Here is a 24705-nt window from a genome sequence, read left to right as displayed (position 1 = left end):
ACCGGGCACGTGAACCAGAGCCGGTCGGGACCGCAGCAGTCGTGTCACCCGCACGAGGGCACTCAGTCCCATCGTGCGGTTCGTACTGATGGGCATCGGTACGGTGAGCGCATGTCCTCTAAGAGTCGTTCCACCACGCGAAAGCGTGTCCCCGCGCCCCGCCCGGTCCGCCGTGTGTACTCCGCCGCCGAGGCCGCCGCCGAGATGGAGGCGGACGCCGAGCGGTATCCGGAAGCGCGCGAAGAGCTGCTGCACGATGCGGCCGGCGAGTGGAGTGCAGCCGGGGAGCACGGCCGGGCGGTCGCGGTGTACGAGCGGCTGCTCGCGGACGGCCCCGCGGCTCCGGAGCTGACCGAGGCGTACCGCATCGGTGCGTTGTGGGATGCCGGGCGGGAGGCGGAGGCGCGGGCGGCCGCCACTGACCTGCGCCGGAGCCGTATCAAGGACGCGGGAGCTTGGAACGCCGTCGCCGAGTTGTTCGAGGCCAAGGGCGAGTACCGTGCCGCCGCCGAGTGGTTCACGGCGGGTATCACCCAGGCGCTCGGGGCGACGACCCCGCTGGCCTCGGTGGGTGACCGGGGGACCGGTGACGACGATGTGGACATGCTGGTGATCGGGCGCCATCGGGTGCGCCGGAGGCTCGGGGAGCCGCACGACGACGGCGACGAACTCGCCCATGAGCTGCACCAGGGGCGAGACGGTTTCTTCGGCGAGTTGCGATCGCTCGACGAACTTCACGACCCCCGGCGGCTCGACGCCACCTGGGAGAGCGATCCCGAAATGATGCGGAACGAGATGCTGGCGGCCGAGGAAGCAGCGGCTCGGAACGAGCGCGATGCGGCTGCTGCCCGGCCGCGGACGGTGATGCCGTGCGTGCTCTTCTGGCCCGAGGTGGAGTTCGGGCGGCTCCTCGACACCTGGGCAGAAGCCGCCGACGAGTACGGAACCGAGCACGCCGGGCATCTTCGGCAGGTCGAGCGGACCCTGCGGGACCTCTCCGACCAGGGAGGCGTCCGGCTCGCCGTCGGGCAGGGCTCCGTAGCGGATCTCGACGAGTACGCGCGGGGCCGGGACACCTCGCCGGCCGTCCCCGCCACGCGGTCCGCGTACGCCGCGGAACTGGCCAGGACCGGGCGCGCCGACGACTGGCCGCCGCCGCGCAACGGTCCCTGCTGGTGCCGGTCGGGACGTAAATACAAGAAGTGCTGCGGCAACCCGGCGGCGCTGTCCTGATCCCGGCCGCCGACGGGAAACGCGGCCACGCGTTTCTGTAGGGATCCGACAGGGAGTGCCCCGAGGCGCTGTCAGGGGCCGAGTCCCCGTGGAACGGGCGGGACCTATAGGTTTTCAGGGGTAGCAGACCCCCTGAGGAAAGGCTGATCCGTTGAGCCGCTCGGTTCTCGTCACCGGAGGAAACCGGGGCATCGGCCTCGCCATCGCCCGTGCCTTCGCCGACAACGGCGACAAGGTCGCCATCACCTACCGCTCCGGCGAGCCGCCGCAGGTTCTCACGGAGCTGGGCTGCCTGGCGGTCCGCTGCGACATCACCGACAGCGAGCAGGTGGAGCAGGCATACAAGGAGATCGAGGAGAAGCACGGTCCCGTGGAGGTGCTGGTGGCCAACGCCGGTATCACCAAGGACCAGTTGCTGATGCGGATGTCCGAGGAGGACTTCGCGTCCGTGCTCGACACCAACCTCACCGGCACCTTCCGCGTCGTCAAGCGCGCCAACCGCGCGATGCTGCGGGCCAAGAAGGGCCGGGTCGTGCTGATCTCGTCCGTGGTCGGGCTGCTCGGTTCGGCGGGGCAGGCGAACTACGCCGCGTCCAAGGCCGGACTGGTCGGGTTCGCCCGGTCTCTCGCCCGTGAGCTGGGTTCGCGGAACATCACCTTCAATGTCGTCGCGCCGGGCTTCGTCGACACCGACATGACACAGGTCCTCACGGACGAGCAGCGCGCGGGCATCGTCTCGCAGGTGCCGCTCGGCCGTTACGCGCAGCCGGAGGAGATCGCCGCGACGGTGCGGTTCCTCGCCTCCGACGACGCCTCGTACATCACTGGAGCCGTCATTCCCGTTGACGGCGGATTGGGCATGGGTCACTGATCACATGAGTGGAATCCTCGCCGGCAAGCGCATTCTCGTGACGGGGGTCCTCACGGAGTCCTCCATCGCCTTCCAGGCCGCCAAGGTGGCGCAGGAGGAGGGCGCGGACGTCATCCTCACCGGCTTCGGCCGGCTCTCGCTCGTCGAGCGCATCGCCAAGCGGCTGCCCAAGCCCGCCCCGGTCATCGAGCTGGACGTCACCAACCAGGAGCACCTGGACGGGCTGGCCGACAAGATCCGTGAGCACCAGGGCGAGGGCGCCTCCCTCGACGGCGTCGTGCACTCGATCGCCTTCGGCCCGCAGGGCGCCTTCAACTTCCTGGAGGGAAGCTGGGAGGACGTCTCCACGGCGGTGCACGTCTCGGCGTACTCCCTGAAGTCGCTGACGACGGCCTGCCTGCCGCTGATGGGGCGCGGCGGCTCGGTCGTCGGCCTCACCTTCGACGCGCAGGTCGCCTGGCCCAAGTACGACTGGATGGGCGTCGCCAAGGCGGCCCTGGAGTCCACCAACCGCTACCTCGCGCGTGACCTGGGCGCCCAGAACATCCGCTGCAACCTGATCTCGGCCGGCCCCCTCAAGTCGATGGCGGCCAAGTCGATCCCGGGCTTCGAGTCGCTCGCGGACGTCTGGAACCACCGGGCCCCGATCGGCTGGGACCTCACGGACCCGGAGCCGGCCGGGCGCGGCATCGTCGGCCTGCTGTCGGACTTCTTCCCGAAGACCACCGGCGAGATCGTCCACGTCGACGGCGGCGTGCACATGATGGGTGCCTGACCGGGGGCTGATACCGCTCGGCAGTGCTGGGGAGCCGCGTGTTCCGTCCCGGGGACGGCACGCGGCTCCCGTGTTTCTCCCCGAGTCGAAAAGAGCGCGGCTTCACCGCACACTGGGGCCAACGGAGTCTTCCGGAGCCGTTTCCGCCCGGTGCCCGGCCGTTCGGTGGGGGAGGAGGTGCCCGTATGCGTCCCCGCCGTTCCCACCGCTCCCGCCTCGCCCGTCACCGCCGCCGGGCGGCCGTTGTCGCGGCGGCCGTGCTGGCCGCCTCCGCGTTCACGATGGCCGGCGGGCGCCCGGGCCAGGACCGCCCGGGCGCCGACCGGTTCCACGCCACCTGCCGTACGGAGATCCAGGGCTCCCACGCCCTCGCGTACTGCCACAACCCGTACCCCGAGACGGACCGTGTCCGGCTGCACGTGGACTGCGCGCGCTGGTGGGACATCGACGCCGTCGGCGCGGCCGTGGACATCCGGGCCGCCGGATACGTCCGGCTCGCCGACCGGTGCTGGAAGGAGGTCCGTTCCGTACGGGTCAGCCACGAACGCCCGTGACCACGCAGTGCTCGGTGTAGCTGGCCGCCTCGGCCGCCGCCGTCTCCGCGTCGCCGGCCCGGATCGCCGCCACCAGCCGCGCGTGGTCCATGTGGTTCTCGGGGCGCAGCTCCCGGCCCACGCCGTCGCGGAGCCAGTCACGCAGGAGATGGCCCAGATCCGCGTAGAGCGCCGTCAGCACCTCGTTGTGCGAGGCGGCGACGACCGCGAGGTGCAGGGTCGCGTCGGCCGCCACGAACCGTTCCGCGTCCCCCGCGGCCCATGCCTCGTCGCGCCGCGCGAGGAGCGTGTCGAGCTGCCCCAGATCGCGTTCGGTACGGCGCCGGGCGGCCAGCCGCGCGGCCGAGGACTCCAGTGTGGAGCGCAACTCGGCGACGTGCAGGGGATCCGCGTCGGCGAACCGGCGGTGCATCACCCCGGCCAGCTCGCTGGTCGCGACGACATACGTGCCCGAGCCCTGCCGGATGTCCAGCAGCCCGTTGTGGGCGAGGGCGCGCACCGCCTCGCGGACGGTGTTGCGCGCCACACCGAGCTGCTCGACCAGCTCGGGCTCGGTGGGGATGCGTGAGCCCACCGGCCACGCGCCCGACGTGATCTGATTCCGCAGCTCGGCGATCACCTGATCGGAGAGCGCGGAGCGCCGGGGAGAGGTCAGTGCCATGGTGCTCCTGGTCTCTGGGAGGGACGTCGTCCCGGGGACGATCAGTCTTCCGCAGGCGGGCGGCGTCCCGCGAGTGGACAGTCAATCATCCCATCATTCTATGATGGGCCCATGCCCGACGAGTCGCACACCTCCCTCCGCCCACCGACCCGGCACATACCGGCGAAAGCCCCGGGCGTCGCCATGAGCGCGCCGCTCCCCGAGCTTCCGAAGCACTCGCAGTGGCGTACACGGCTTCTCATGGCAGGGCTCGTCCTCGCCGCCCTCAACCTCCGCCCCGCCATCACCAGCCTCGGCGCCCTCCTGGAAGAGGTGCGGGACGGACTGCAGATGAGCGGCACCCTCGCGGGGGTCCTCACCTCCGTACCGCCGCTCTGCTTCGCCGCCTTCGGCTTCGCCGCGCCCCGGCTGGCGCGCCGCTTCGGCCCCGGCGCCGTCGTGCTCGCCGGGATGGTGGCGATCGCCGCCGGAGTGGCGCTCCGGCCGTTCGCCGGCGGTACGGCCGGCTTCCTCGCCGCCAGCGCCTTCGCCCTCATGGGGATCGCCGTCAGCAACGTGCTGATGCCGGTGATCGTCAAGCGCCACTTCCCGGACCGGGTCGGCACCATGACCGGCCTGTACTCCATGGCGCTGGCGCTCGGCACCGCCACGGCGGCCGCGGTGACCGTCCCGATGACCGAGGCGCTGGGCGGCAGTTGGCGTACGGGGCTGGGCGTCTGGGCGGTGCTCGCCGCCGCGGCCGTACTGCCGTGGACCGCCCTGGCCCGCGACCGCGCCCCGGGCGGGGACGCGGCTCCGGCCGGCACCGCCTCGATGGCTCCGGGCGGTGGCGGGTCCGGTCCCGGGCTCGGGCGCAGCCGTACGGCGTGGGCCCTGGCCTGCTTCTTCGGCCTCCAGGCCACCGGCGCGTACATCACCATGGGCTGGATGCCGCAGGTCTTCCGGGACGCCGGGGTCCCGGCGTCCACGGCGGGGCTGCTGCTCGCCGTGATCATGGCGATGGGCGTGCCGCTGGCCTTCGTGATCCCGCGGGTGGCGACCCGGATGAGCAGTCAGGGGCCGATCGTCGTCGCCCTGGGGCTCTGCGGGCTGACCGCCTTCGCCGGGCTGTACGTCGCGCCGGCCGGCGGAGCGTGGCTGTGGGCCGTGCTGCTGGGCATCTCGAACTGCTCCTTCCCGCTGGCCCTCACCATGATCGGCCTGCGGTCCAGGACGGGCGCCGGTGTCGCGCGCCTCTCGGCCTTCGCCCAGAGCACCGGCTATCTGATCTCCATCCCGGGCCCCGTACTGGTGGGCGTCCTGTACCAGCACTCCGGCGGCTGGGGGCTGCCGATCGCGCTGATGGCGGGGTTCCTCGTGCCGCAGATGGTGATGGGCGTCATCGCGGGGCGGGACCGGACGATCGAGGACGAGACGCGGATGCGAGACTGAGCGCATGCCAGTCCTTGACCCGAACCCCCAGAACGGGCAGCGGAAACTGCTGCTCGTCTTCGGCACGATCATCGGCATCATGGTGATCATCAGCATCGTCGCGACCATCGCCAGCCCCTGACCGCCGCCCCGTCGGCCCTCGCTCCCTGCCCGCGGGCCGGTCGGGGTGGGGTTGTCCCCCCATCCCCTAGGGGGCGTGGGTCAGGGTCAAGTGGGTGGGTCACCGGATGGGAGCCGGGCCCGCCGGTCCGTAGCGTGGAGGCATCGCGGATCACCGACCCGAATCACCGACTCCCGGAGGCGGCCATGCCGGCCCGTACCCACTCCCGGTCCCACTCCCCGCTTCCCTCCGGCGGCGTCGAAACGCGGCTGCCGTGGTGGTCGGTCGCCCTGCCCTCCATAGCCTTCGTGGTCCTGTTCCTGCTGGTGGCGGATCCCGCCCAGGCGCATGCCGTGCCCGCCGACCCCACGGTCGGCCGGATCCTGGAACAGCTGCATCTGACGCTGGCCCGGTAGTACCGGTCAGCGGTGACGGCGCCGTTCACCCGTGCCGGGTGAGCACGTCAACACCCTGCGCCCGCTGGCTCATTTCATGCGAAGCTGGGAAGCATGAGCGTCGAAACACCCCGCAGGATCGTCCTCCTCCGGCACGCGAAGGCCGACTGGCCGGACGTGGCCGACCACGACAGGCCGCTCGCCGACCGGGGCCGTGCGGATGCGCCCATCGCCGGCCGCAGGCTGGCCGAGACGGGCATCGCCTTCGATCTGGCCCTCTGCTCGACCGCGGTCAGAACGCGAGAGACCTGGAAGCTCGCCGTGGCGGAGCTGCCGCAGCGCCCCAGGACCGTCTACGAGGACCGGCTGTACGACGCCGCCCTCGGTGAGTTGATCGCTGTGGTCAACGAAACCCCCGACGAGGTGCGCGACCTCCTCCTCGTCGGGCACAACCCCGGCACGCACGCCCTCGCCGACGCGCTCGCGGGCCGGACGGAGGGCGACGCGCTCACGCGGATGAACAGGAGCGCGTTCCCCACCGCGGCCTTCGCGGTCCTCACCTTCGACGGCACCTGGAAGTCGGTGGAGCACGGCGTGGCGACGCTCACCGAGTTCTGGACGCCGCGCGATTGATCCGCGATTGAGCCGCGACTTGTGCGCGTCTGATTCCGGCCGTACGGCAGGGGCAGGCGTACGCGGGCCGGGCAAGCCGTACACCGACCAGGTCGTACGTGGGCCGGGCTGCGCGCGGCGAAGGGGAGGGCCCCGGCGCGGAGGCCGGCGCGTACGCCGACTCCGTACCGGGGCCCTCGACCTTCGTCTCTTTCCGGTCCATCCGGTTTGTCCGGCCTCGCGCGGCCGTCGACTCAGTCGGTCAGGCCGCTCCGCGGACCCGGCTCGACCGGTATGACAGGTTCGTTGAGGCCGTCCTCGCAGTCCGCGATCTCGACCTCCTCGCGGGTGATGCCGAGCAGATACAGCACGGTGTCCAGGAACGGTACGTTCACCGCCGTGTGCGCGGCCTCCCGGACCACCGGCTTGGCGTTGAAGGCCACGCCCAGGCCCGCCGCGTTCAGCATGTCGAGGTCGTTCGCGCCGTCCCCGATGGCGACCGTCTGCGCCAGCGGCACCCCGGCCTCGGACGCGAACCTGCGCAGCAGCCGGGCCTTGCCCTCCCGGTCGACGATCTCGCCCACGACCCGTCCCGTGAGCTTCCCGTCCACGATCTCCAGGGTGTTGGCGGCGGCGAAATCCAGGCCGAGCTGTCCCTGGAGGGCATCGGTGACCTGGGTGAATCCGCCGGAGACCACCCCCACCTGGTAGCCGAGCCGCTTGAGCGTACGGACCAGGGTGCGGGCGCCGGGGGTGAGCCGTACCTCGGCCCGTACCTTCTCCACCACCGACGCGTCGAGCCCGGCGAGCAGGGCGACCCGGGCGTGCAGGGACTCCTCGAAGTCCAGCTCCCCGAGCATGGCCCTGGCGGTCACCGCGGCGACCTCGGCCTCGCAGCCCGCGTGCGCCGCGAACAGCTCGATGACCTCGTCCTGGATCAGGGTCGAGTCCACATCCATCACCACCAGCCGCTGGGCCCGGCGGTGCAGCCCGGCCGAGACGACGGCGACATCCACCCCGATCCCGGCCGCCTCGGTGGCGAGCGCGGTCCGCAGCGGTTCGGTCTCCACCCCGGACACGGCGAACTCGACCGCCGTGACCGGGTACTTCGCGAGCCGGAAGATCCGGTCGATGTTGCCGCCGGTCGCGGTGATGCTGGCGGCTATGGCCGCCGTCGACTCGGCGGTCAGCGGGTTGCCGAGGACGGTGACATGCGAACGGCCGCTGCCGCGCGGGCGGTTGTCGCCCGTGCCGGAGATGATCTCGGCCTGTAGTTTGAGGGATTCGGTCCAACTGTGCACGGTGGCCCGCAGCTCGCCCTCGGTGGCACCGCCCGCGGTCGGCGCGGTGACGAGCGCGCACAGGACGATACGGCCACGGGTGACGACCTGCTCGATGTCGATCACGTCGACGGAGAAGGCGGCGAGGGTGTCGAAGAGCCCGGCGGTGATCCCCGGGCGGTCTTTTCCGAAGATCTTGACGAGGAGGGTCGGGACGTCGGAGTTCAGACGGGGCTGAGTTGCGCTCATGGTGGTTCCACCGTATCGGGCGGGGCGCGGAAACCGGCCAACCGTCCCGCGTACCGGACAGCGATCACCCGGCGAGGGCGGGGATGACCAGCGGATACGGTGCGCCCCGGCCTCCCGGGCACTCCCTGGTGCCTCCCGCGCACCCTCCGGTGCCCGGGAAGTACCCGACGTACCGGATTACCTGACTCCGCTACGGTCCCCGGGCCGGTCTTCGATTGGCGAGAAAACGACGGTTTATATCGCCCCCAACCGGTCCGATGCCGTCCAGTGTGCTCCGGCACGGCCCCGGACAACCCTCCCGGCGCCCCGGCCGGAGCCGTGGTTTGCCGGTCTTGTTGCTTTCCGTGGGTCTTTGTTCTCCCCCGACAGGCCTCCCTTGTGGGGCTGTTACACGCTTGTGCCGGTATTGCACACGGCCCGACTTTCAAAGTCAGGAGCGAGCCTGAAATAGTTCCCCCCGATGTTCGCCATCCCTAGACTCCCTGCGATGGGGGAAACTCGGGGGACAACAAGTGGGGCATGGAGTGCCGGAACTCGTACTGGAATTGAACGGAAGGACCTGGACGCTCGATCCCTCCAGGTCGTACACCCTCGGCCGCGATCCACAGGGCGACGTCGTGATCGACGACGCCAGGGTCTCGTGGCGTCACGCCACGATCAGCTGGGGAGGCAATGGCTGGGTCATTGAGGACCACGGCAGCACCAACGGCACCTATCTGCGGGGGCAGCGCGTCCAGCGGTCGGAGATAGGCGCCGGCTCCGCCGTCCATCTCGGCAACGCCAACGACGGACCGCGCGTGAGCCTCACCGGCGCGGCAGCGGGAGCACCGGCGGGGGCGCCGGCCGGAGCCGGCGCCGGGGCCTACGGCGCCCAGGCCGCCGCCCAGGGCGCTCCGCCGCAGCAGGCGGGGGCCCAGCAGGGCTGGGCGGCCGCCCAGCAGCAGGCGGCTCCGCCGCAGCAGAACTGGCAGCAGGCACCGCCACAGGGCTCCGTACCGCACCAGGCGCAGGCTCCCGGGCAGCAGGCGTACCAGCCCCAGCAGGCGCAGCGGCCGGACCTGGGCGGTGCGGGCGGCGTCGCGGGGGCCCCGTCCACGTACGGGGACCGCAGCCCGACCACCTTCCACGAGTTCTCCCTCGGCCGGGTGATGCGCATCGGCCGTGCGCTGGAGAACGACCTGGTCGTCTCCGACCTCCAGGTCTCGCGCCACCACGCCGAGTTCACGGCGACCCCCGACGGCCGCTTCGAGATCCACGACCTCGGATCCCACAACGGCACGTACGTCAACGGTCAGCCGATCGCCAAGTCCGGCACCGTGCTCCTCGGCCCCAACGACATCGTCGGCGTCGGTCACTCCACCTTCCGGCTGGTCGGCGACCGGCTCGAAGAGTTCGTCGACACCGGTGAGGTCTCCTTCTCCGCCCGGCACCTCACGGTGACGGTCGACGGCGGCAAGCAGATCCTCAAGGACGTCTCCTTCGGCGTCCCCGAGAAGTCGCTGATCGCGGTCATCGGCCCCTCCGGCTCCGGCAAGTCCACGCTCCTCAAGGCGCTCACCGGCTACCGCCCCGCCGACCAGGGCGAGGTCCTCTACGACAACCGGAACCTGTACAAGCAGTTCGCCGAGCTGCGTCAGCGCATCGGTCTCGTTCCGCAGGACGACATCCTGCACAAGGAGCTGACCGTCAAGAAGGCGCTCAAGTACGCGGCCAAGCTCCGCTTCCCCGGCGACACCGCCGAGGCCGAGCGCGAGGCCCGGATCGGCGAGGTGCTGGGCGAGCTGAAGCTCGACATCCACAAGGACAAGAAGATCACCTCGCTCTCCGGTGGTCAGCGCAAGCGCGTGTCCGTGGCCCTCGAACTGCTCACCAAGCCGTCGCTGATCTTCCTGGACGAGCCGACCTCCGGCCTCGACCCGGGCATGGACCGCGATGTCATGCAGCTGCTGCGCGGCCTCGCCGACGACGGCCGTACGGTCCTGGTGGTCACCCACTCCGTGGCCGAGCTGGGCATCTGCGACAAGCTGCTCGTGATGGCCCCCGGCGGCTCCGTCGCGTACTTCGGCCCGCCGGAGGAAGCACTCAACTTCTTCGGCTACAGCACGTGGGCGGATGTCTTCTCGGCCTTCGAGAACTACCGCGACTACGACTGGGCGGGCCGCTGGCGCGGCTCCCAGCACTACCAGATGTACGCCGCGGACATCGACGCCGTCGCCCCGCAGTCCGCCCCCATGCCGCCGCACCAGCAGATGCGCCCGCCGAAGGCCCAGAGCTGGGGCTCCCAGCTCTGGACGCTGATACGCCGCTACGCCTCGGTGATCGCCTCCGACAAGGGCTTCATGGGGCTGATGCTGATCCTGCCCGCCGTGCTCGGGGTGGTCAGTGTCGTGATCCCCGCCAAGTTCGGCCTCGGGCCGCCCGAGGCGCCGTCCCGGTTCAACGGCGCCGCGGGCACGATCATGCTGATCCTCACGGTCGGCATGTGCTTCTCCGGCGCGGCCAACTCCGTACGTGAACTGATCAAGGAAAGGGTGATCTACGAACGGGAACGGGCCACCGGCCTCTCCCGTTCCGCCTATCTGATGTCCAAGGTGATCACACTCGGTGTGATCACCGCCTTCCAGGGCGTCATCATCTGCGGTATCGGCTTCGCGCCCCGTGTGCTGCCCGAAGAGGGCCTGATCATGCCGCCCGCCGTCGAGATCTGCCTGGTCGTGATCGCCCTCGGCTTCACCTCGATGATGTTCGGCCTGGTCATCTCCTCGCTGGTGAAGACCGCCGAGAAGACGATGCCGCTGCTCGTCATGTTCGCGATCGTCCAGGTCGTGTTCACCGGCGTCCTCTTCCAGCTCTACGACTCGCCGGGCCTGGAGCAGCTCGCCTGGCTGATGCCGTCCCGCTGGGCCATCGCCGGAGCGGCCACGACCCTGGACCTCTCGCACCTGATGGCGCCGTGGGACATCAACGACCCGACGAACCTGGACCCGCTGTGGGAGCACGCCGCGAGCCAGTGGGCCCTGAACATCTCGGTCCTGCTGCTGATCGGGGTCGTCTGCGGCTTCGCGGTCGCGCGGCTGCTGCGCCGCCACGAGCCCGAGGTCATGCGCAAGTGACGGCCGGCGCGCCCGGCCACGGCCGGGCGTGAGGCCCCCGGGCGCGGCACGCCCGTGACGCGCCGGAGCACGCCGGAACATGCCGGAGGGCGGCACCCCCGCAGTGGGGGTGCCGCCCTCAGCCGTTCACACGGCCGCCCGGATCACTCTCGCGCCGGTCAGTACGCGCTGTTGACGTTGTCCATCGAGCCGTACTTGTCCGCGGCGTAGTTGCACGCGGCCACGATGTTCGAGACCGGGTCGTAGATGTTATTGGGCGTTCCCTTGACGTGGTACGTCTTGAAGGTCGGCGGGATCACCTGGAGCAGTCCCTTGGAGGGGATGCCGTTCTGGGCGTTGATGTCCCACAGGTTGATCGCGTTCGGGTTACCGCTCGACTCACGTATGACGTTGCGGTGGATCCCGTTGTACGAGCCCGGGATGCCGTGCTTCTTCATGATGGCCAGCGACTCGCGGATCCAGCCGTCCAGGTTGTTCGGGTAGACCGGCTTGCGCACGGTCGAGCGGCCGGCGGACGTGGTCTTCTCGCGCTTCTTCGCCTCGGCCTTGGCCTTCGCCTTGGCGGCGGCCTTGGCCTTGGCCTTCGCCTCGGCCTTCGCCTTCGCGGTGGCCTTCGCCTTCGCCTCGGAGTCGGACTTCGTGATGCCGACGCTGTGGACGTTGGCCTGGCTGTCGAGCGAGTTCGTGTACTGCTTGGCGATGACCGCCTGCACGTTCGAAGTCTGCTTGCCGTCGGCCGTGGGCGTCCACGCCACCTGAGTGGCGGCGGAGGACTTGACCCGCGCCTCGGGCTTGGCCTCGGCGGTGTGGTGGCCTCCGGGGACGAGGGTGAGCGTCAGAGCCGCGGCTCCGGCGGCTGCGACGCCGGCAATCGAGGCCTTGTGGGTCTTGTTCAGACGGCTGAGGCCAGGGGTGCGTGACGAGAACATAGAGACGTACCTCTTCGAATAGCGGGAGTCGCGGAGGCCGGACGGCCAGCCATCTCGGCGGCGACGTCGGCAATTGTTAGCGGCCGCAAAATGCCCTGGCAAAGGTGTGACGTACGACCCCGGATAGTGCAAAGGGGCGCCGGGAAGGCGCCCCAATGTCCGGTTTTGCCGTGCTCACGCGGCCCTTATCCGTCGACTAATCCCGCTCGTAAGTGACGTGGGTCCTATGCCGGGGCTCACATCGGGCCCCCCACGCCATGACCGGTTGTTGCTCCAGCAATTCGAAGAGTGAGCGATTTCGGGGCGTTTTCAGGGCAGCAGGAGATGCACGTCCCCGAACTCGTGCCAGAGATAGCGGGAGCGCAGCGCCGCCGCGTATCCCCGGGCCAGTGCCGCCCGCCCGGCGATCGCCTCCAGCATCAGCAGATGCGAGGCGGCGGGCTCGTGCAGCCCGGTCAGCAGCCCGTCCACGACCCGTACCCCGCGCCGGGGCGTCACCACCAGGTCCGTCCAGCCGGCGGCCGCCCGCACCACCCCGTCCGGGCCCGCCGCGGACTCCAGGGCGCGCACCGCCGTCGTACCGACCGCGACGACCCGGCCCCCGGCCGCCGCCGCGGCGTTCACCAGCCGGGCCGTCGACTCGGGCACCGCGAAGCGCTCCGGGTACGGCGGCTCGTGCGCCTCGGGCGACGCCACCCCCGTGTGCAGGACCAGCGGCGCGAACTGCACGCCCCGGCTCACCAGCGCCGCCACCAGCCCCGCCGTGAAGGGCCGCCCCGCGCTCGGCATCTCCGCCGAGCCGCGGCCGTCGGGGGAGGGGAGCGCGAAGACCGTCTGATACGCGGAGAGCGGCTGGTCCCGCTCGGTGTACCCGTACCGGATGGGCCGCCCGCGCCGGCTCAGCAGCTCCGGCACCCCGGCGCCAAGGACCCGCGCCCACCAGAGCCGCACCCCCGCCGGGTCCAGCGGCTCCTCCACCACCAGCTCCGCGCCGCCCGGCAGCCGTACGACCAGACCGGCCGGCCCGCCGGGCCGAGGCAGCGTCGCCCCGGTCCTGGTGCCCTCCCCGGCGCCGGTACCCGCCGCGGCGCCGAGGTGCCCGTGCGGCGTCCGCAGCTCGACCGCCCACCTGCCGTCGTCACCCACCGTCGAGAAGTGCACGACCACCCGCTCACCGCCCGGATCGGGACCGACCCGCCCGTCGACGGCCGCGGGCAGCGTCGCCGAGGTGTTGACCACCAGGACGTCCCCGGCCCGCAGCAGCCCCGGCAGCTCCCGGAAGGCGTAGTGGCTCACCCGCGTCCCCCGGGACACCAGCAGCCGTACGTCGTCCCGCCCCGCCCCGCGCTGCTCCGCCGGGACCCGCGCCGAGAGCTCCTCGGGCACGTCCGGTATCTCCAGCGGCCCCGCCCCGACCCCCGGCGCCGTGCCCGATCCCGTCTCCGCCGCGGCTGTGTCCCCCGTACCCGTGCCCGTCTCCCTCATAGCCGTGCCCGTCCCTGTCTCCGTCATGGCCGCCCCCGTTCCGCCGTTCATGCCGTCGCCTCCAGCAGCGCGGGCGCCGCGTACCTGCCGCTCGTCGGCCGCCGCTCCAGCAGCCGCAGGAAGCCGGGCACCACCGCCTCGGGCGCCGGGCGCGGGTCCGTGTCGTCCGGCACGGCCGCCGCGTACAGATCCGTCCCCATGTCCCCCGGGTCGACCGACCACACCCGCAGCCCCGGCTCCTCGACCGCCAGTACCGCCGCCAGGTGGTCCAGCGCCGCCTTGGACGCCCCGTACCCGCCCCAGGTCTCGTACGCCTCGGCCGCCGCGTCCGAACTGACCGCGATCACCGCGCCCGTCGCGCTCGCCCGCAGCAGCGGCAGGGCCTCCTGCACCAGCCCGAGCGCCGCCACCACGTTCGTCTCCAGCGCGGCCCGCAGCCCCGTCAGCGGCAGCGCGTCCAGCCGTACCAGCGGCTCCGCGCCCAGCGCGCTCGCGTTGCTCACCACCAGGTCCAGCGAGCCGAGCCCCGCCGCCGCGGCCACCAGCTCCGCGCGGTGCGTGGCGTCCGTCACATCCCCGGCGAGCGCCACCACCCGGGTCCCGTGCGCCCCGGCCGCCCGCGCCGTCTCCTCCAGTACGCGCGCGGTCCTGGCGTCCAGCACCAGATCCCAGCCGCGCCGCGCCAGCTCCTCGGCCAGCGCCCGTCCCAGCCCCTTCGATGCCCCCGTGATGACCGCTACCGGCATGATGTCCGCTCCTTCGCGTCGGCGTTCCCGGCCACCGGCCGACCGGCGGCCGGGAACGGGCCTTGTGACGCGTCCAACGTAGGAACGCTCCCGCCCCCGCCGCCTCGTGCGCGGGCCCCGACCCACGCGGGCAGTTCGCCCTAGGCCGGGGCGGCCGGGTCCTAGGCCCAAAGGCCCCGGCCCCGGGCGGTCCCCGGTCCGATACGCGGCGTACCGGCCCGCCGGTACGGTGGCCACATGAGCCACCGACCCCGCTCCGGCCTCGCGGCCGTGAGCACCGCACTCCTCGCCATGAGCAGGCGTCTGGAGGTGCACGACGTCCTGAAGACGATCGTCGTCTCCGCCCGCGAACTGCTCGACGCCGAGTACGCGGCCCTCGGTGTGCCGGACGACCACGGCGGCTTCGCCCAGTTCGTCGTGGACGGCGTCAGCGACGAACAGTGGAAGGCCATCGGCCCGCTGCCGCGCCAGCACGGCATCCTCGCCGCGATGCTCCACGAGCAGAAGACCGAGCGCCTCGCCGACGTACGGAAGGACCCCCGCTTCGAGGGCTGGCCCTCCGCCCACCCCGACATGTCGGACTTCCTCGGCCTGCCGGTCAGGGACGGCGACGAGATCATCGCCGCGCTCTTCCTCGCCAACAAGCGCTGCCCCCGAACACCGTCCGCCCGCGGGGACGGCTGCGGCTTCACCGAGGAGGACGTGGAACTCCTCTCGATCCTCGCCCAGCACGCCGCGATCGCCCTGACCAACGCCCGGCTGTACGAGCGCAGCCGCGAACTCACCATCGTCGAGGAACGCTCCCGGCTCGCGCACGAGCTGCACGACGCCGTCAGCCAGAAGCTCTTCTCCCTGCGGCTCACCGCCCAGGCCGCCGCCGCGCTGGTCGACCGCGACCCCGCCCGCGCCAAGGGCGAGCTCCAGCAGATCGCCGCCCTCGCCGCGGAGGCCGCCGACGAGCTGCGCGCCGCCGTGGTCGAGCTGCGCCCCGCGGCCCTGGACGAGGACGGCCTGGTCGCCACGCTCCGTACCCAGATCCAGGTGCTCGACCGCGCCCACTCGGCCAGGGTCACCTTCGACAGCTCCGCGGTACGGGCGCTGCCCGCCGCCCAGGAGGAGGCGCTGCTGCGGGTGGCCCAGGAGGCGCTGCACAACGCGCTGCGCCACTCCGGGGGCGACCGCGTCGACGTCACCCTCGCCCGCCGCGCCCAGGGCGCGGTCCTCAGCGTCACGGACAACGGCAAGGGCTTCGAGCCCCGCGCGGTCCGCAGGGCCGGACGCCACCTCGGACTGGTCTCGATGCGTGACCGGGCGAGCGGCGTCGGCGGCAGACTCCGGGTGCGATCGGCGCCCGGACAGGGCACCACGATCGAGATGGAGGTGCCCGGTGGCTGAAGAGCGCGAGGGCGGCGGGCAGCGCTTCGAAGGAGGGCCGGTGCCGGGTGCCGGGCGGGCGATCCGGGTACTGCTGGTCGACGATCACCAGGTGGTACGGCGCGGGCTGCGCACGTTCCTGGAGATCCAGCCCGACATCGAGGTCGTGGGGGAGGCGGCGGACGGGGCCGAGGGCGTCGCCCGCACCGAGGAGCTGCGCCCCGATGTCGTCCTGATGGACATCAAGATGCCGGGCGCCGACGGGATCGAGGCGCTGCGCAAGCTCCGCGACCTGGGCAACCCGGCCCGGGTGCTGATCGTCACCAGCTTCACCGAGCAGCGCACCGTCGTCCCCGCGCTGCGCGCCGGGGCCTCGGGCTACGTCTACAAGGACATCGACCCGGAGGCGCTGGCCGGCGCCATCCGCTCCGTCCACGCCGGGCACGTACTGCTCCAGCCCGAAGTGGCGGGTGCGCTGCTGGCCCAGGACGACCCGGCGGCGGGCCAGGGCAGGGGGACCTCGCTCACCGAACGGGAGCGCGAGGTGCTCACCCTGATCGCCGACGGGCGTTCCAACCGGGAGATCGCCCGCGCGCTGGTGCTCTCCGAGAAGACGGTCAAGACGCATGTCTCGAACATCCTGATGAAGCTCGACCTGTCGGACCGTACGCAGGCTGCGCTGTGGGCCGTACGCCATGGGGTGACCGGCTGAGGTGACCGGCTGATACGACGGCGCGCGGCGCCGGGACCGGCACGAACCGGAGGGTCATCTTCCGATCCGAGATTCATACTGTCGGGTGTATGTCACCCACACGGCGCATCCTGGGTGCCGACCGCGCGTTCTCCATGGCGTGCCGCCGCATACCGCCGCGGCTGTTGATCACGCGATTAAGGAACACCCCATGAAGGTTGCCAAGAAGGCCGCCCTGGTCCTCGTCACCGCCGGTCTCGCCGCGGGCGCCTCCGCCGGTGCCGCGTTCGCCACCGAGGGCGGCGCCCACGCCAACGGCGTGGCCCAGCACTCCCCGGGTGTCGGCTCCGGCAACGCCGTCCAGGTCCCGGTGCACGTCCCGGTGAATGTGAGCGGTAACACGCTCACCGTGATCGGCCTGCTGAACCCGGCGTTCGGCAACCACGCGGTCAACCACTGACCCCAGTGGGTCACGGGCCGCCGCCCGGAGCGCCGCCGCGAGGCGCCGCACCGGGCGGCGGCCTTCCGCGCGCCCGGCTCCCGCCCGTGGCTCCCGCACACGGGCCGCGCCCGAACTCGCTCCGACAGCTCTCGCGCGAGCCAGCGCGCCCGCGCGACAGGGCCGCCTGCGCGCCGCTCAGCAGACCGGAGGCGTCAGACCCCCGCCCCGGGACCGTTCCGCTCCCGCTCCTCCACATACGCGTTGTACGCCGCCACCCGCGCCCGCCGCGCGAACCGCTCCACCGGCCGCAGCGCCTCCCCCCGCGCCGCCATCTCCGACGCGCTCACCGCGCCCCCGTGCCCGTGCTCGTACGCCAGCTCGATCATCAGCCCCACCCGCTGCGCCTGCTCCAGCACCCGCACCGCCCGCTGCGGATAGCCCGGGGCCAGCACCTCACGCCCCGCCTCGGCCCGCGCCCGGTACGCGTCCACGATCGCCTCGGCCACCGGCCCCGACGCCGCCACGTCCAGCCCGGACAGCACCTCCGCCGCCTCCCGCAGCGCCTCCGCCAGCTCCCGCTCCGCCTCCCCGAGCGAGGGCACGTCCGCCGGCGGCGCCTCCCGTACGGGCAGACAGTGCCAGAGGACCTCGACATGACGGTCGCCCTCGGGGCCCACCGCGGACACCTCGGGCACCAGCCCGTACGGCGCCCCCACGGCGATCACGGCCTCCTCCGCCTCCAGGGCGCGGGCATTGAACTCCGGCGGACCGCACAGACCCAGCGGATGCCCCGGCGCGGGCAGCGCGACCCGGTAACCGGTCACCCCCAGCGCCCGCAGCCGCCCCAGCGCCAGCGTCAGCCCCACGGGTCCCGGCTCGCCCGGCAGCCCCTCCACCCGGTGCAGCGCGTCCTCGCCGACCACGGCGAGCACCGCGTCGTCCGGCGATACGAATCCGGCCAACAGGGCATTTCCCCATGAGGCCAGCAGTCCTGAGCGTGGTTGCGAAAGCATGGCCCCAGCCTAGGGAACGGACCTCACGGCCGGACCACTCGACCGGTGGCGTAGGTTTTCCCTGGGGGTCCGCGTCTACAGGCGCACCCGAAACCTCAAGACGATTGCATGGGGAGACAACGCGCTCATGAGCGATGTACTGGAGCTGGTGGACGTAACCGTGGTCCGCGACGGACGCGCTCTGGTGGACGATGTCTCCTGGTCGGTCAAGGAGGGGGAGCGCTGGGTCATCCTCGGCCCCAACGGCGCCGGCAAGACCACCCTGCTCAACCTCGCCTCCAGCTATCTCTTCCCGACCAAGGGCCAGGTCCGGATCCTCGGCGAGCGGCTCGGCAAGGTCGACGTCTTCGAGCTGCGCCCGCGGATCGGCGTGGCGGGCATCGCCATGGCCGAGAAGCTGCCCAAGCGCCAGACGGTCCTGGAGACCGTCCTGACGGCCGCGTACGGCATGACCGCCACCTGGAACGAGGACTACGACGAGGTCGACGAGCAGCGCGCCCGCGCCTTCCTCGACCGGCTCGGCATGACCGACTACCTGGACCGCAGGTTCGGCACCCTCTCCGAGGGCGAGCGCAAGCGCACCCTCATCGCCCGCGCGATGATGACCGACCCCGAACTCCTCCTCCTCGACGAGCCCGCGGCCGGCCTCGACCTCGGGGGACGCGAGGATCTCGTACGCCGCCTCGGCCGCCTCGCCCGCGACCCGTACGCCCCCTCCATGATCATGGTGACCCACCACGTCGAGGAGATCGCCCCCGGCTTCACCCACGTCCTCATGATCCGCCAGGGCAAGGTGCTCGCCGCCGGGCCCATGGAGACCGAGCTGACCTCCCGCAACCTCTCCCTCTGCTTCGGACTCCCGCTCGTCGTCGAGCGCGCCGGTGACCGCTGGACGGCGCACGGACTGCCGCTCGGCTGATCCTCCGTCATATCGGTGGCCTTCTGACCCGATATCACCCCTGTCGGGACAGGGACCCGCGCCCCTACCATGACCATGTGGAAATCGACGCGTGGGTGTGGTGGCTGATCGGCGCCGTAGGACTGGGCATTCCCCTCGTCATCACGGCGATGCCCGAGTTCGGCATGTTCTCCGCCGGTGCGGTCGCCGGCGCGATCACCGCGGCCCTCGGTGGCGGAGTGGTGGTCCAAGTCCTCGTCTTCGTCGTGGTGTCCGTGGCGCTCATCGCCGTCGTACGCCCGTTCGCGGCCCGGCAGCGCGCCGCGGCGGCCCCCGGATCGGCCACCGGCATCGACGCGCTGAAAGGCCGTCAGGCCCTCGTCCTGGAACGGGTGGACGGCAGAGGCGGCCGGATCAAGCTGGCCGGCGAGGTGTGGTCCGCGCGCGCCTACGACGAGGCCACCTCGTTCGAACCCGGCCAACAGGTCGACGTGGTCGAGATCGACGGAGCGACAGCCGTCGTCATGTAGCGGCCACGACAGCCACCCACGGCGGCCGACGCCCGTACGCCGGCCACCCACGACAACGAGACGTGACAGTCAGGTGACTCAACCCGGCGGAACGGTCAGCACGTTCGCCGCCGGTCTGAGAAACTGGATCATCGGAACATCCGGCAGAGAAGGGCCCGAGAAACGCGATGCCATCAATCATCATCGTCCTGGTCATCCTGGTGGTGCTTGTATTCATCGCCCTGATCAAGACGATCCAGGTCATCCCGCAGGCGAGCGCCGCCATCGTCGAGCGGTTCGGCCGCTACACACGCACCCTCAACGCGGGCCTGAACATCGTGGTCCCGTTCATAGACTCGATCCGTAACCGGATCGACCTCCGTGAACAGGTCGTCCCCTTCCCGCCCCAGCCGGTGATCACCCAGGACAACCTGGTCGTCAACATCGACACGGTCATCTACTACCAGGTCACCGACGCCCGCGCCGCCACGTACGAAGTCGCCAGCTACATCCAGGCGATCGAGCAGCTCACCGTCACCACCCTCCGCAACATCATCGGTGGCATGGACCTGGAGCGCACCCTCACCTCCCGCGAGGAGATCAACGCGGCCCTGCGCGGCGTCCTCGACGAGGCCACCGGCAAGTGGGGCATCCGCGTCAACCGCGTCGAGCTGAAGGCCATCGAACCGCCCACCTCCATCCAGGACTCGATGGAGAAGCAGATGCGCGCCGACCGTGACAAGCGCGCCGCGATCCTCACCGCCGAAGGTATCCGCCAGTCGCAGATCCTCACCGCGGAGGGCGAGAAGCAGTCCGCGATCCTGCGCGCCGAAGGTGAGGCCAAGGCCGCCGCCCTGCGTGCCGAGGGTGAGGCCCAGGCCATCCGTACGGTCTTCGAATCCATCCACGCGGGCGACCCCGACCAGAAGCTCCTGGCCTACCAGTACCTCCAGATGCTCCCCAAGATCGCCGAGGGCGACGCCAACAAGCTCTGGATCGTGCCCAGCGAGATCGGCGACGCGCTCAAGGGGCTCAGCGGCGCCTTCGACAACCTCGGCGGCGGCATGCCCGGCTTCAACACCGGCAAGGAGCGCAGGCAGGACACCCCGCTCGACTGACCGCCCCCGCCCTTCGTGCATGATCGGTGGTCGGTGCATCCGGCACCGATCAGCACGAAAGGCACCACACCGTGACCATCTGGGAGATGCTCGCCGTACTCGTGGCGGGCATCAGCGCGGGCGCCATCAATACCGTCGTAGGCTCCGGCACGCTCATCACCTTCCCCGTCCTGCTGGCGACAGGACTCCCCCCGGTCACGGCGACCGTCTCCAACGCCCTCGGCCTGATACCGGGCTCGATCAGCGGAGCCATCGGCTACCGCGCCGAACTCACCGGCCAGCGCCCCCGCGTCCTGCGCCTCGGCGTCGCCGCGGTCATCGGCGGATTCACCGGCGCCACCCTGCTGCTGGTCCTGCCGTCCACGGCCTTCGAGACGATCGTGCCCGTCCTGGTCACCCTCGCCCTCGTCCTCGTGATCCTCCAGCCCCGGCTCGCCCGCGCCGTCCAGGCCCGCCGCGCACGCAAAGGCATCAGCGCGGGACCCGACGGCGGCCCGCTCCTCTTCACCGGACTGCTGCTCGCCAGCGTCTACGGCGGCTACTTCACCGCGGCCCAGGGGATCATCTACGTCGCCCTGATGGGCATGCTGCTCGACGACACCCTGCAACGCCTCAACGCCGTCAAGAACATCCTCGCCGCCATTGTCAACAGCGTCGCCGCGCTCTTCTTCCTCTTCGTCGCGGAGTTCGACTGGACGGCGGTCGCCCTCATCGCGGCCGGCTCGACCGTCGGCGGCCAGCTCGGGGCCAGGTTCGGCCGCAAGCTGCCGCCCGCCGCCCTGCGCGCGCTGGTCGTGACGGTCGGCGTCGTCGCCATCGTCCAGCTCCTCATCCACCGGTACGGCTGAGGGGCCGGCCCGTACGGCTGAGGGTCACGCGGCGGGCTGCGCCGGAACTCCCGCGAGCCACTGCGGCAGCTCGGAACGCTCACCGGCCCGCAGCGACAGCAGCATCGCCTCCGCCGGGGACGGCACGAACGGCGCCCGCAGCAGCGGCATCCCCGCCTGGTCCGGCGTCCGGTCCGCCTTGCGGTGGTTGTCCTCGGCGCACGAAGCCACCGTATTCAGCCAGCTGTCCGCGCCTCCCCGGGACCGCGGCACCACATGGTCCACCGTCGTCGCGCGCCGGCCGCAGTACGCGCACCGGTGCTGGTCCCGTATCAGGACCCCACGCCTCGACCACGGAGCCTGTCTTCGGAAGGGCACCCGGACATACCGGCACAGCCGGATCACCCGGGGCACCGGAAGCTCCACGGCGGCGGCCCGCACACGGAGACCGGGATGGGCCTGCTCGACGACGGCCTTGTCCTGCAGCACCAGCACCACCGCACGGTTGAGTGTCACCGTCGACAGCGGCTCGAAGCTCGCATTCAGTACCAACGTGTCCCGCATCCCGCCCACCTCCCGTGTTTCGCCGCCCGGCCCCTGACATGGCTGACAAGGCTGCGGGCTCGGATCAACTCTGGCCGGGCGCGCCGAGAGGGACAACACAATAAAAAATGCCCTGCCCTGATCTCTCCAAGACCAGGGCAGGGCAAACAAAAAGGAAACGGTCAGCTCCCCGCGGGAGCCGCGTACTCCCCGATGAGCTGGGCGCGCGCCAGCGTGTGGAAGCGCAGATTGAACCCGACGACCGCGGGAGTGGCGTCACTGTCGGGACCGAGCCGCTCGCTGTCCACCGCGTACACCGTGAACACGTAGCGGTGCGCCGGGTCCCCGGGCGGCGGCGCCGCACCGCCGAAGTCCTTCGACCCGTAGTCGTTCCGCGCCTGTACGGCCCCCGCGGGCAGCCCCTCGAACGAGCCGCTGCCCGCGCCCACCGGAAGCTCCGTGACCGACGCCGGGATATCGAAGACCACCCAGTGCCAGAACCCGCTGCCGGTCGGCGCGTCGGGATCGAAGCACGTCACGGCGAAGCTTCCGGTCCCCGCCGGGAACCCCTCCCACCGCAGCTGCGGCGAGGTGTTCCCGGCGGCCTGGACCTGGGCGTCCTTCAGAACCGCCCCCGGCGCGACATCGTCGCTCACCACGGTGAAGGACGGCACTCGCGGATGGAAGTCATGGGGGAGTGGGGCCCTCGTCGCCTCGGTCACGTCTGAACCTCCGGATGTCAGCTCTGGCCTGTCAACTGTTCGTCTGTCCTGTGCCGGCCGCCGATGTCGGACGTCGGCCGCCGGAGGACCGAGCCTAGAGGCTCCCCTCAGAACCAGTTACGACGGCCACCGACCTCGGCGAGCCACTGGTTGAGATACGCGGCCCAGTCCGTGCCCTGGAAGTCGCCCAGCCCCACCTGGAACGAGCGGAACGAGTCGCTGCCCTCGGTGAACAGCCCCGGCTTCTTGTCCATCTCCAGGATCACGTCCATCTCACGGTCGTCCGCGACGAAGGTCAGCTCGACCTGGTTCAGCCCCCGGTACTGCTGAGGCGCGAAGAACTCGATCTCCTGGTAGAACGGCAGCCGCTGCCGCGTCCCGTGGATGTGCCCCTTCTCCATGTCCGCGCTCTTGAAGCGGAAACCGAGACGGACGAAGGCGTCCAGGATGGCCTGCTGCGCCGGGAGAGGGTGGACGTTGATCGGGTCGAGGTCGCTGTTGTCCAGCGCCCGCGCGATGTCCAGGTCCGTGGTCACCCCGATGTTCATGCCGCGCAGCGGCTGTCCCTCGATGGTCGTGACCGGCGTCTCCCAGGGGATCTCCAGACCGAACGGCACCACGTGCACCGCCCCCGCCTCTATCTCGAAGGCGCCCCCGATGCTCTGCCGGGTGAACTCGATGTTCTGCACGGTCTCCTGTTCGTTCCCCTCCACCTCGACCCGCGCCTGGAGCCCGACGCTGAGCCCCTGGATCCGCTGGTTCACGGAGCCGCCTTCGAGCCGCACCTCACCCTGCACCACCCCGCCGGGCACCACGTTCGACTCGATCAGCTCGGTCTCGACCGTCGCCCCGCCGGCGCCCAGGCTCGCCAGCAGCTTCTTGAAGCCCATGTCTCACTCCTACTAAGTCCCTCGGGGTCCCTGCCCCCTACATACGCGCTCCGGCCACGGACGGTTCCCCGGTACGCTCGGACGCCATGATGGCGAGCCCCGACCGTATGCCGTTGCCCAGGGACTTCTTCGACCGGCCGGTCCTGGAGGTCGCGCCCGACCTCCTGGGCCGCACGCTCGTACGGGAGACGGCCGACGGCCCCATCGAACTCCGCCTCACCGAAGTGGAGGCGTACGCGGGCGAGTTGGACCCGGGCTCGCACGCCTTCCGGGGCCGCACGCCCCGGAACGACGTGATGTTCGGCCCGCCCGGCCACGCGTACGTCTACTTCACCTACGGGATGTGGCACTGCCTCAACCTGGTGTGCGGGCCGGAGGGCCGGCCGAACGGGGTACTGCTCCGGGCCGGCGAGATCGGCGTGGGCGCGGAGCTGGCCCGTAAACGTCGACTCTCGGCCCGCAACGACAGAGAACTGGCCAAAGGCCCGGCCCGTCTGGCCACCGCCCTGAACGTGGACCGGGACCTCAACGGCACCGACGTCTGCGCGGGCCCGGGCCATCCGCTGTCGATGCTCACCGGCACCCCGGTCACCAAAGCCCAGGTCCGCAGCGGCCCGCGTACGGGAGTGGGCGGCGACGGTGCGACCCACCCCTGGCGCTTCTGGATCGACGGCGACCCTTCCGTCAGCCCTTACCGGGCCCACGCACCACGCCGCCGACGAACTTGACTCGGCCGGTCCACCCGCCTAACGTAGCCCGAGCCGCTTTCAACGGAGCCTGCTGTTCAGCAGCCTCCGCAGCGGCCACCCACTACATCACGATCAAGCCCTTAGGGGTCTGAGTTTCGGCATGCCGAAATTCTGTACCCGACGACTCGATTATGAGCCGGGCGGGGATTCGGTTAAAGTAGTGAACAGCCGAAAGGCAAAGGGCCAATCCAAAGGCCATCAGAATTCTGGAAGCGGGAAACACCGCCAAATGAATCTGATAGAGTCGGAAACGCAAGAACGAAACACTGAAGGGAAGCGCCCGGAGGAAAGCCCGAGAGGGTGAGTACGAAGGAAGCGTCCGTTCCTTGAGAACTCAACAGCGTGCCAAAAGTCAACGCCAGATATGTTGATACCCCGACCTCCCGGATTGTTCCGGTGGGTTGAGGTTCCTTTGTAGTAAACACAGCGAGGACGCTGTGAACCGACTGGTCATATTCCGACCGGTTGGTTCCGCTCTCGTGGTGCTACCGGATA

At 71.0% G+C, this 24705-nt stretch carries 26 protein-coding genes; 17 read left to right on the top strand and 9 right to left on the bottom strand.

Features of this window, described 5'->3' with window-relative positions; translation table 11 throughout:
* The first annotated feature begins 111 nt into the window (after positions 1 to 111).
* The 4 genes from AB0P17_RS37770 (at position 112) to AB0P17_RS37755 (ending at position 3433) form a co-directional block, all read left to right on the top strand.
* A complete protein-coding gene (locus AB0P17_RS37770; RefSeq protein WP_365818584.1) occupies positions 112 to 1233 on the top strand; it encodes an SEC-C domain-containing protein in 1122 nt (373 codons plus the stop codon).
* 151 nt (positions 1234 to 1384) lie between these two features.
* Complete coding sequence (fabG, locus tag AB0P17_RS37765) at positions 1385 to 2104, top strand: 3-oxoacyl-[acyl-carrier-protein] reductase (RefSeq protein WP_365818582.1); 720 nt, start codon at positions 1385 to 1387, stop codon at positions 2102 to 2104.
* Positions 2105 to 2108: 4 nt separating this feature from the next.
* Complete coding sequence (fabI, locus tag AB0P17_RS37760; RefSeq protein ID WP_365818580.1) at positions 2109 to 2879, top strand: enoyl-ACP reductase FabI; 771 nt, start codon at positions 2109 to 2111, stop codon at positions 2877 to 2879.
* A gap of 185 nt (positions 2880 to 3064) precedes the next feature.
* On the top strand, positions 3065 to 3433 hold the full coding sequence (locus AB0P17_RS37755) for a hypothetical protein (protein ID WP_365818578.1): 369 nt from the start codon (positions 3065 to 3067) through the stop codon (positions 3431 to 3433).
* Here the strand turns inward: AB0P17_RS37755 and AB0P17_RS37750 are convergent.
* The gene (locus AB0P17_RS37750; protein ID WP_365818576.1) at positions 3414 to 4094 is read right to left on the bottom strand and encodes a FadR/GntR family transcriptional regulator; all 681 of its coding nucleotides are present in this window, start codon (positions 4092 to 4094) and stop codon (positions 3414 to 3416) included. The two genes, AB0P17_RS37755 and AB0P17_RS37750, sit on opposite strands and share 20 nt — an antisense overlap.
* A gap of 183 nt (positions 4095 to 4277) precedes the next feature.
* Here AB0P17_RS37750 and AB0P17_RS37745 point away from each other — a divergent pair, with 183 nt between their 5' ends.
* The 4 genes from AB0P17_RS37745 (at position 4278) to AB0P17_RS37730 (ending at position 6653) form a co-directional block, all read left to right on the top strand.
* Positions 4278 to 5525: an MFS transporter gene (locus tag AB0P17_RS37745; protein WP_365818622.1), complete on the top strand. Its 1248-nt coding sequence runs from the start codon at positions 4278 to 4280 to the stop codon at positions 5523 to 5525.
* Positions 5526 to 5529: 4 nt separating this feature from the next.
* On the top strand, positions 5530 to 5646 hold the full coding sequence (locus AB0P17_RS37740) for an SGM_5486 family transporter-associated protein (RefSeq protein ID WP_267899034.1): 117 nt from the start codon (positions 5530 to 5532) through the stop codon (positions 5644 to 5646).
* A 185-nt stretch (positions 5647 to 5831) separates the two neighbouring features.
* A complete protein-coding gene (locus tag AB0P17_RS37735; protein ID WP_365818574.1) occupies positions 5832 to 6041 on the top strand; it encodes a hypothetical protein in 210 nt (69 codons plus the stop codon).
* Positions 6042 to 6134: 93 nt separating this feature from the next.
* Positions 6135 to 6653 (top strand): histidine phosphatase family protein, encoded by a 519-nt coding sequence (locus tag AB0P17_RS37730; protein WP_365818572.1) that lies wholly within the window; start codon positions 6135 to 6137, stop codon positions 6651 to 6653.
* 233 nt (positions 6654 to 6886) lie between these two features.
* Here AB0P17_RS37730 and serB read toward each other — a convergent pair whose 3' ends face one another.
* Entirely contained in the window at positions 6887 to 8161 is a 1275-nt protein-coding gene (serB, locus tag AB0P17_RS37725; RefSeq protein ID WP_365818570.1) for a phosphoserine phosphatase SerB, read from the bottom strand.
* Positions 8162 to 8673: 512 nt separating this feature from the next.
* On the opposite strand from serB, the gene AB0P17_RS37720 reads away from it, so the two are divergent.
* Positions 8674 to 11274 (top strand): FHA domain-containing protein, encoded by a 2601-nt coding sequence (locus AB0P17_RS37720; protein WP_365818568.1) that lies wholly within the window; start codon positions 8674 to 8676, stop codon positions 11272 to 11274.
* 158 nt (positions 11275 to 11432) lie between these two features.
* Here the strand turns inward: AB0P17_RS37720 and AB0P17_RS37715 are convergent, their stop codons facing one another.
* From AB0P17_RS37715 to AB0P17_RS37705, 3 genes are all read right to left on the bottom strand, one after another.
* On the bottom strand, positions 11433 to 12203 hold the full coding sequence (locus AB0P17_RS37715) for a transglycosylase SLT domain-containing protein (protein WP_365818566.1): 771 nt from the start codon (positions 12201 to 12203) through the stop codon (positions 11433 to 11435).
* Positions 12204 to 12512: 309 nt separating this feature from the next.
* Entirely contained in the window at positions 12513 to 13715 is a 1203-nt protein-coding gene (locus tag AB0P17_RS37710; RefSeq protein WP_365818564.1) for an S-adenosylmethionine:tRNA ribosyltransferase-isomerase, read from the bottom strand.
* A gap of 20 nt (positions 13716 to 13735) precedes the next feature.
* Entirely contained in the window at positions 13736 to 14434 is a 699-nt protein-coding gene (locus tag AB0P17_RS37705; RefSeq protein ID WP_365818562.1) for an SDR family oxidoreductase, read from the bottom strand.
* 237 nt (positions 14435 to 14671) lie between these two features.
* Here AB0P17_RS37705 and AB0P17_RS37700 point away from each other — a divergent pair, with 237 nt between their 5' ends.
* The 3 genes from AB0P17_RS37700 (at position 14672) to AB0P17_RS37690 (ending at position 16959) form a co-directional block, all read left to right on the top strand.
* Positions 14672 to 15829: a GAF domain-containing sensor histidine kinase gene (locus tag AB0P17_RS37700; RefSeq protein ID WP_365818560.1), complete on the top strand. Its 1158-nt coding sequence runs from the start codon at positions 14672 to 14674 to the stop codon at positions 15827 to 15829.
* 40 nt (positions 15830 to 15869) lie between these two features.
* A complete protein-coding gene (locus AB0P17_RS37695; RefSeq protein ID WP_365818620.1) occupies positions 15870 to 16520 on the top strand; it encodes a response regulator transcription factor in 651 nt (216 codons plus the stop codon).
* A 190-nt stretch (positions 16521 to 16710) separates the two neighbouring features.
* Entirely contained in the window at positions 16711 to 16959 is a 249-nt protein-coding gene (locus AB0P17_RS37690; protein WP_365818558.1) for a chaplin, read from the top strand.
* Positions 16960 to 17153: 194 nt separating this feature from the next.
* Here the strand turns inward: AB0P17_RS37690 and AB0P17_RS37685 are convergent, their stop codons facing one another.
* Positions 17154 to 17954 carry a hypothetical protein gene (locus tag AB0P17_RS37685; RefSeq protein ID WP_365818556.1) on the bottom strand — a complete coding sequence of 267 codons (801 nt, stop codon included), beginning with the start codon at positions 17952 to 17954 and terminating at the stop codon, positions 17154 to 17156.
* A gap of 127 nt (positions 17955 to 18081) precedes the next feature.
* On the opposite strand from AB0P17_RS37685, the gene AB0P17_RS37680 reads away from it, so the two are divergent.
* The 4 genes from AB0P17_RS37680 to AB0P17_RS37665 all read left to right on the top strand — a co-directional run bounded on the left by AB0P17_RS37680 (position 18082) and on the right by AB0P17_RS37665 (position 21327).
* Positions 18082 to 18873 carry an ABC transporter ATP-binding protein gene (locus AB0P17_RS37680; protein WP_365818554.1) on the top strand — a complete coding sequence of 264 codons (792 nt, stop codon included), beginning with the start codon at positions 18082 to 18084 and terminating at the stop codon, positions 18871 to 18873.
* A gap of 77 nt (positions 18874 to 18950) precedes the next feature.
* Positions 18951 to 19382, top strand: a complete 432-nt coding sequence (locus tag AB0P17_RS37675) for an NfeD family protein (protein ID WP_365818552.1) — start codon at positions 18951 to 18953, stop codon at positions 19380 to 19382.
* Positions 19383 to 19549: 167 nt separating this feature from the next.
* Positions 19550 to 20479 (top strand): SPFH domain-containing protein, encoded by a 930-nt coding sequence (locus tag AB0P17_RS37670; RefSeq protein WP_030353811.1) that lies wholly within the window; start codon positions 19550 to 19552, stop codon positions 20477 to 20479.
* A 71-nt stretch (positions 20480 to 20550) separates the two neighbouring features.
* Positions 20551 to 21327 (top strand): sulfite exporter TauE/SafE family protein, encoded by a 777-nt coding sequence (locus AB0P17_RS37665; RefSeq protein WP_365818549.1) that lies wholly within the window; start codon positions 20551 to 20553, stop codon positions 21325 to 21327.
* Positions 21328 to 21351: 24 nt separating this feature from the next.
* On the opposite strand, the gene AB0P17_RS37660 is transcribed toward AB0P17_RS37665, so the two are convergent.
* The 3 genes from AB0P17_RS37660 to AB0P17_RS37650 form a co-directional block, all read right to left on the bottom strand.
* A complete protein-coding gene (locus AB0P17_RS37660; RefSeq protein ID WP_365818547.1) occupies positions 21352 to 21870 on the bottom strand; it encodes an HNH endonuclease in 519 nt (172 codons plus the stop codon).
* 161 nt (positions 21871 to 22031) lie between these two features.
* Positions 22032 to 22571: a YbhB/YbcL family Raf kinase inhibitor-like protein gene (locus AB0P17_RS37655; protein WP_365818544.1), complete on the bottom strand. Its 540-nt coding sequence runs from the start codon at positions 22569 to 22571 to the stop codon at positions 22032 to 22034.
* 107 nt (positions 22572 to 22678) lie between these two features.
* Positions 22679 to 23461 carry a sporulation protein gene (locus AB0P17_RS37650; protein ID WP_365818542.1) on the bottom strand — a complete coding sequence of 261 codons (783 nt, stop codon included), beginning with the start codon at positions 23459 to 23461 and terminating at the stop codon, positions 22679 to 22681.
* Positions 23462 to 23547: 86 nt separating this feature from the next.
* Between AB0P17_RS37650 and AB0P17_RS37645 the strand changes: the two genes are divergently transcribed.
* A complete protein-coding gene (locus AB0P17_RS37645; protein WP_365818540.1) occupies positions 23548 to 24189 on the top strand; it encodes a DNA-3-methyladenine glycosylase in 642 nt (213 codons plus the stop codon).
* The last annotated feature ends 516 nt before the right edge of the window (positions 24190 to 24705 follow it).

Source organism: Streptomyces sp. NPDC088124 (assembly GCF_040685895.1).
Classification (GTDB): Bacteria; Actinomycetota; Actinomycetes; order Streptomycetales; family Streptomycetaceae; genus Streptomyces.
The sequence above is the reverse complement of the archived record's forward strand: the minus strand, read 5'-3'. Positions and strand labels throughout refer to the sequence as shown.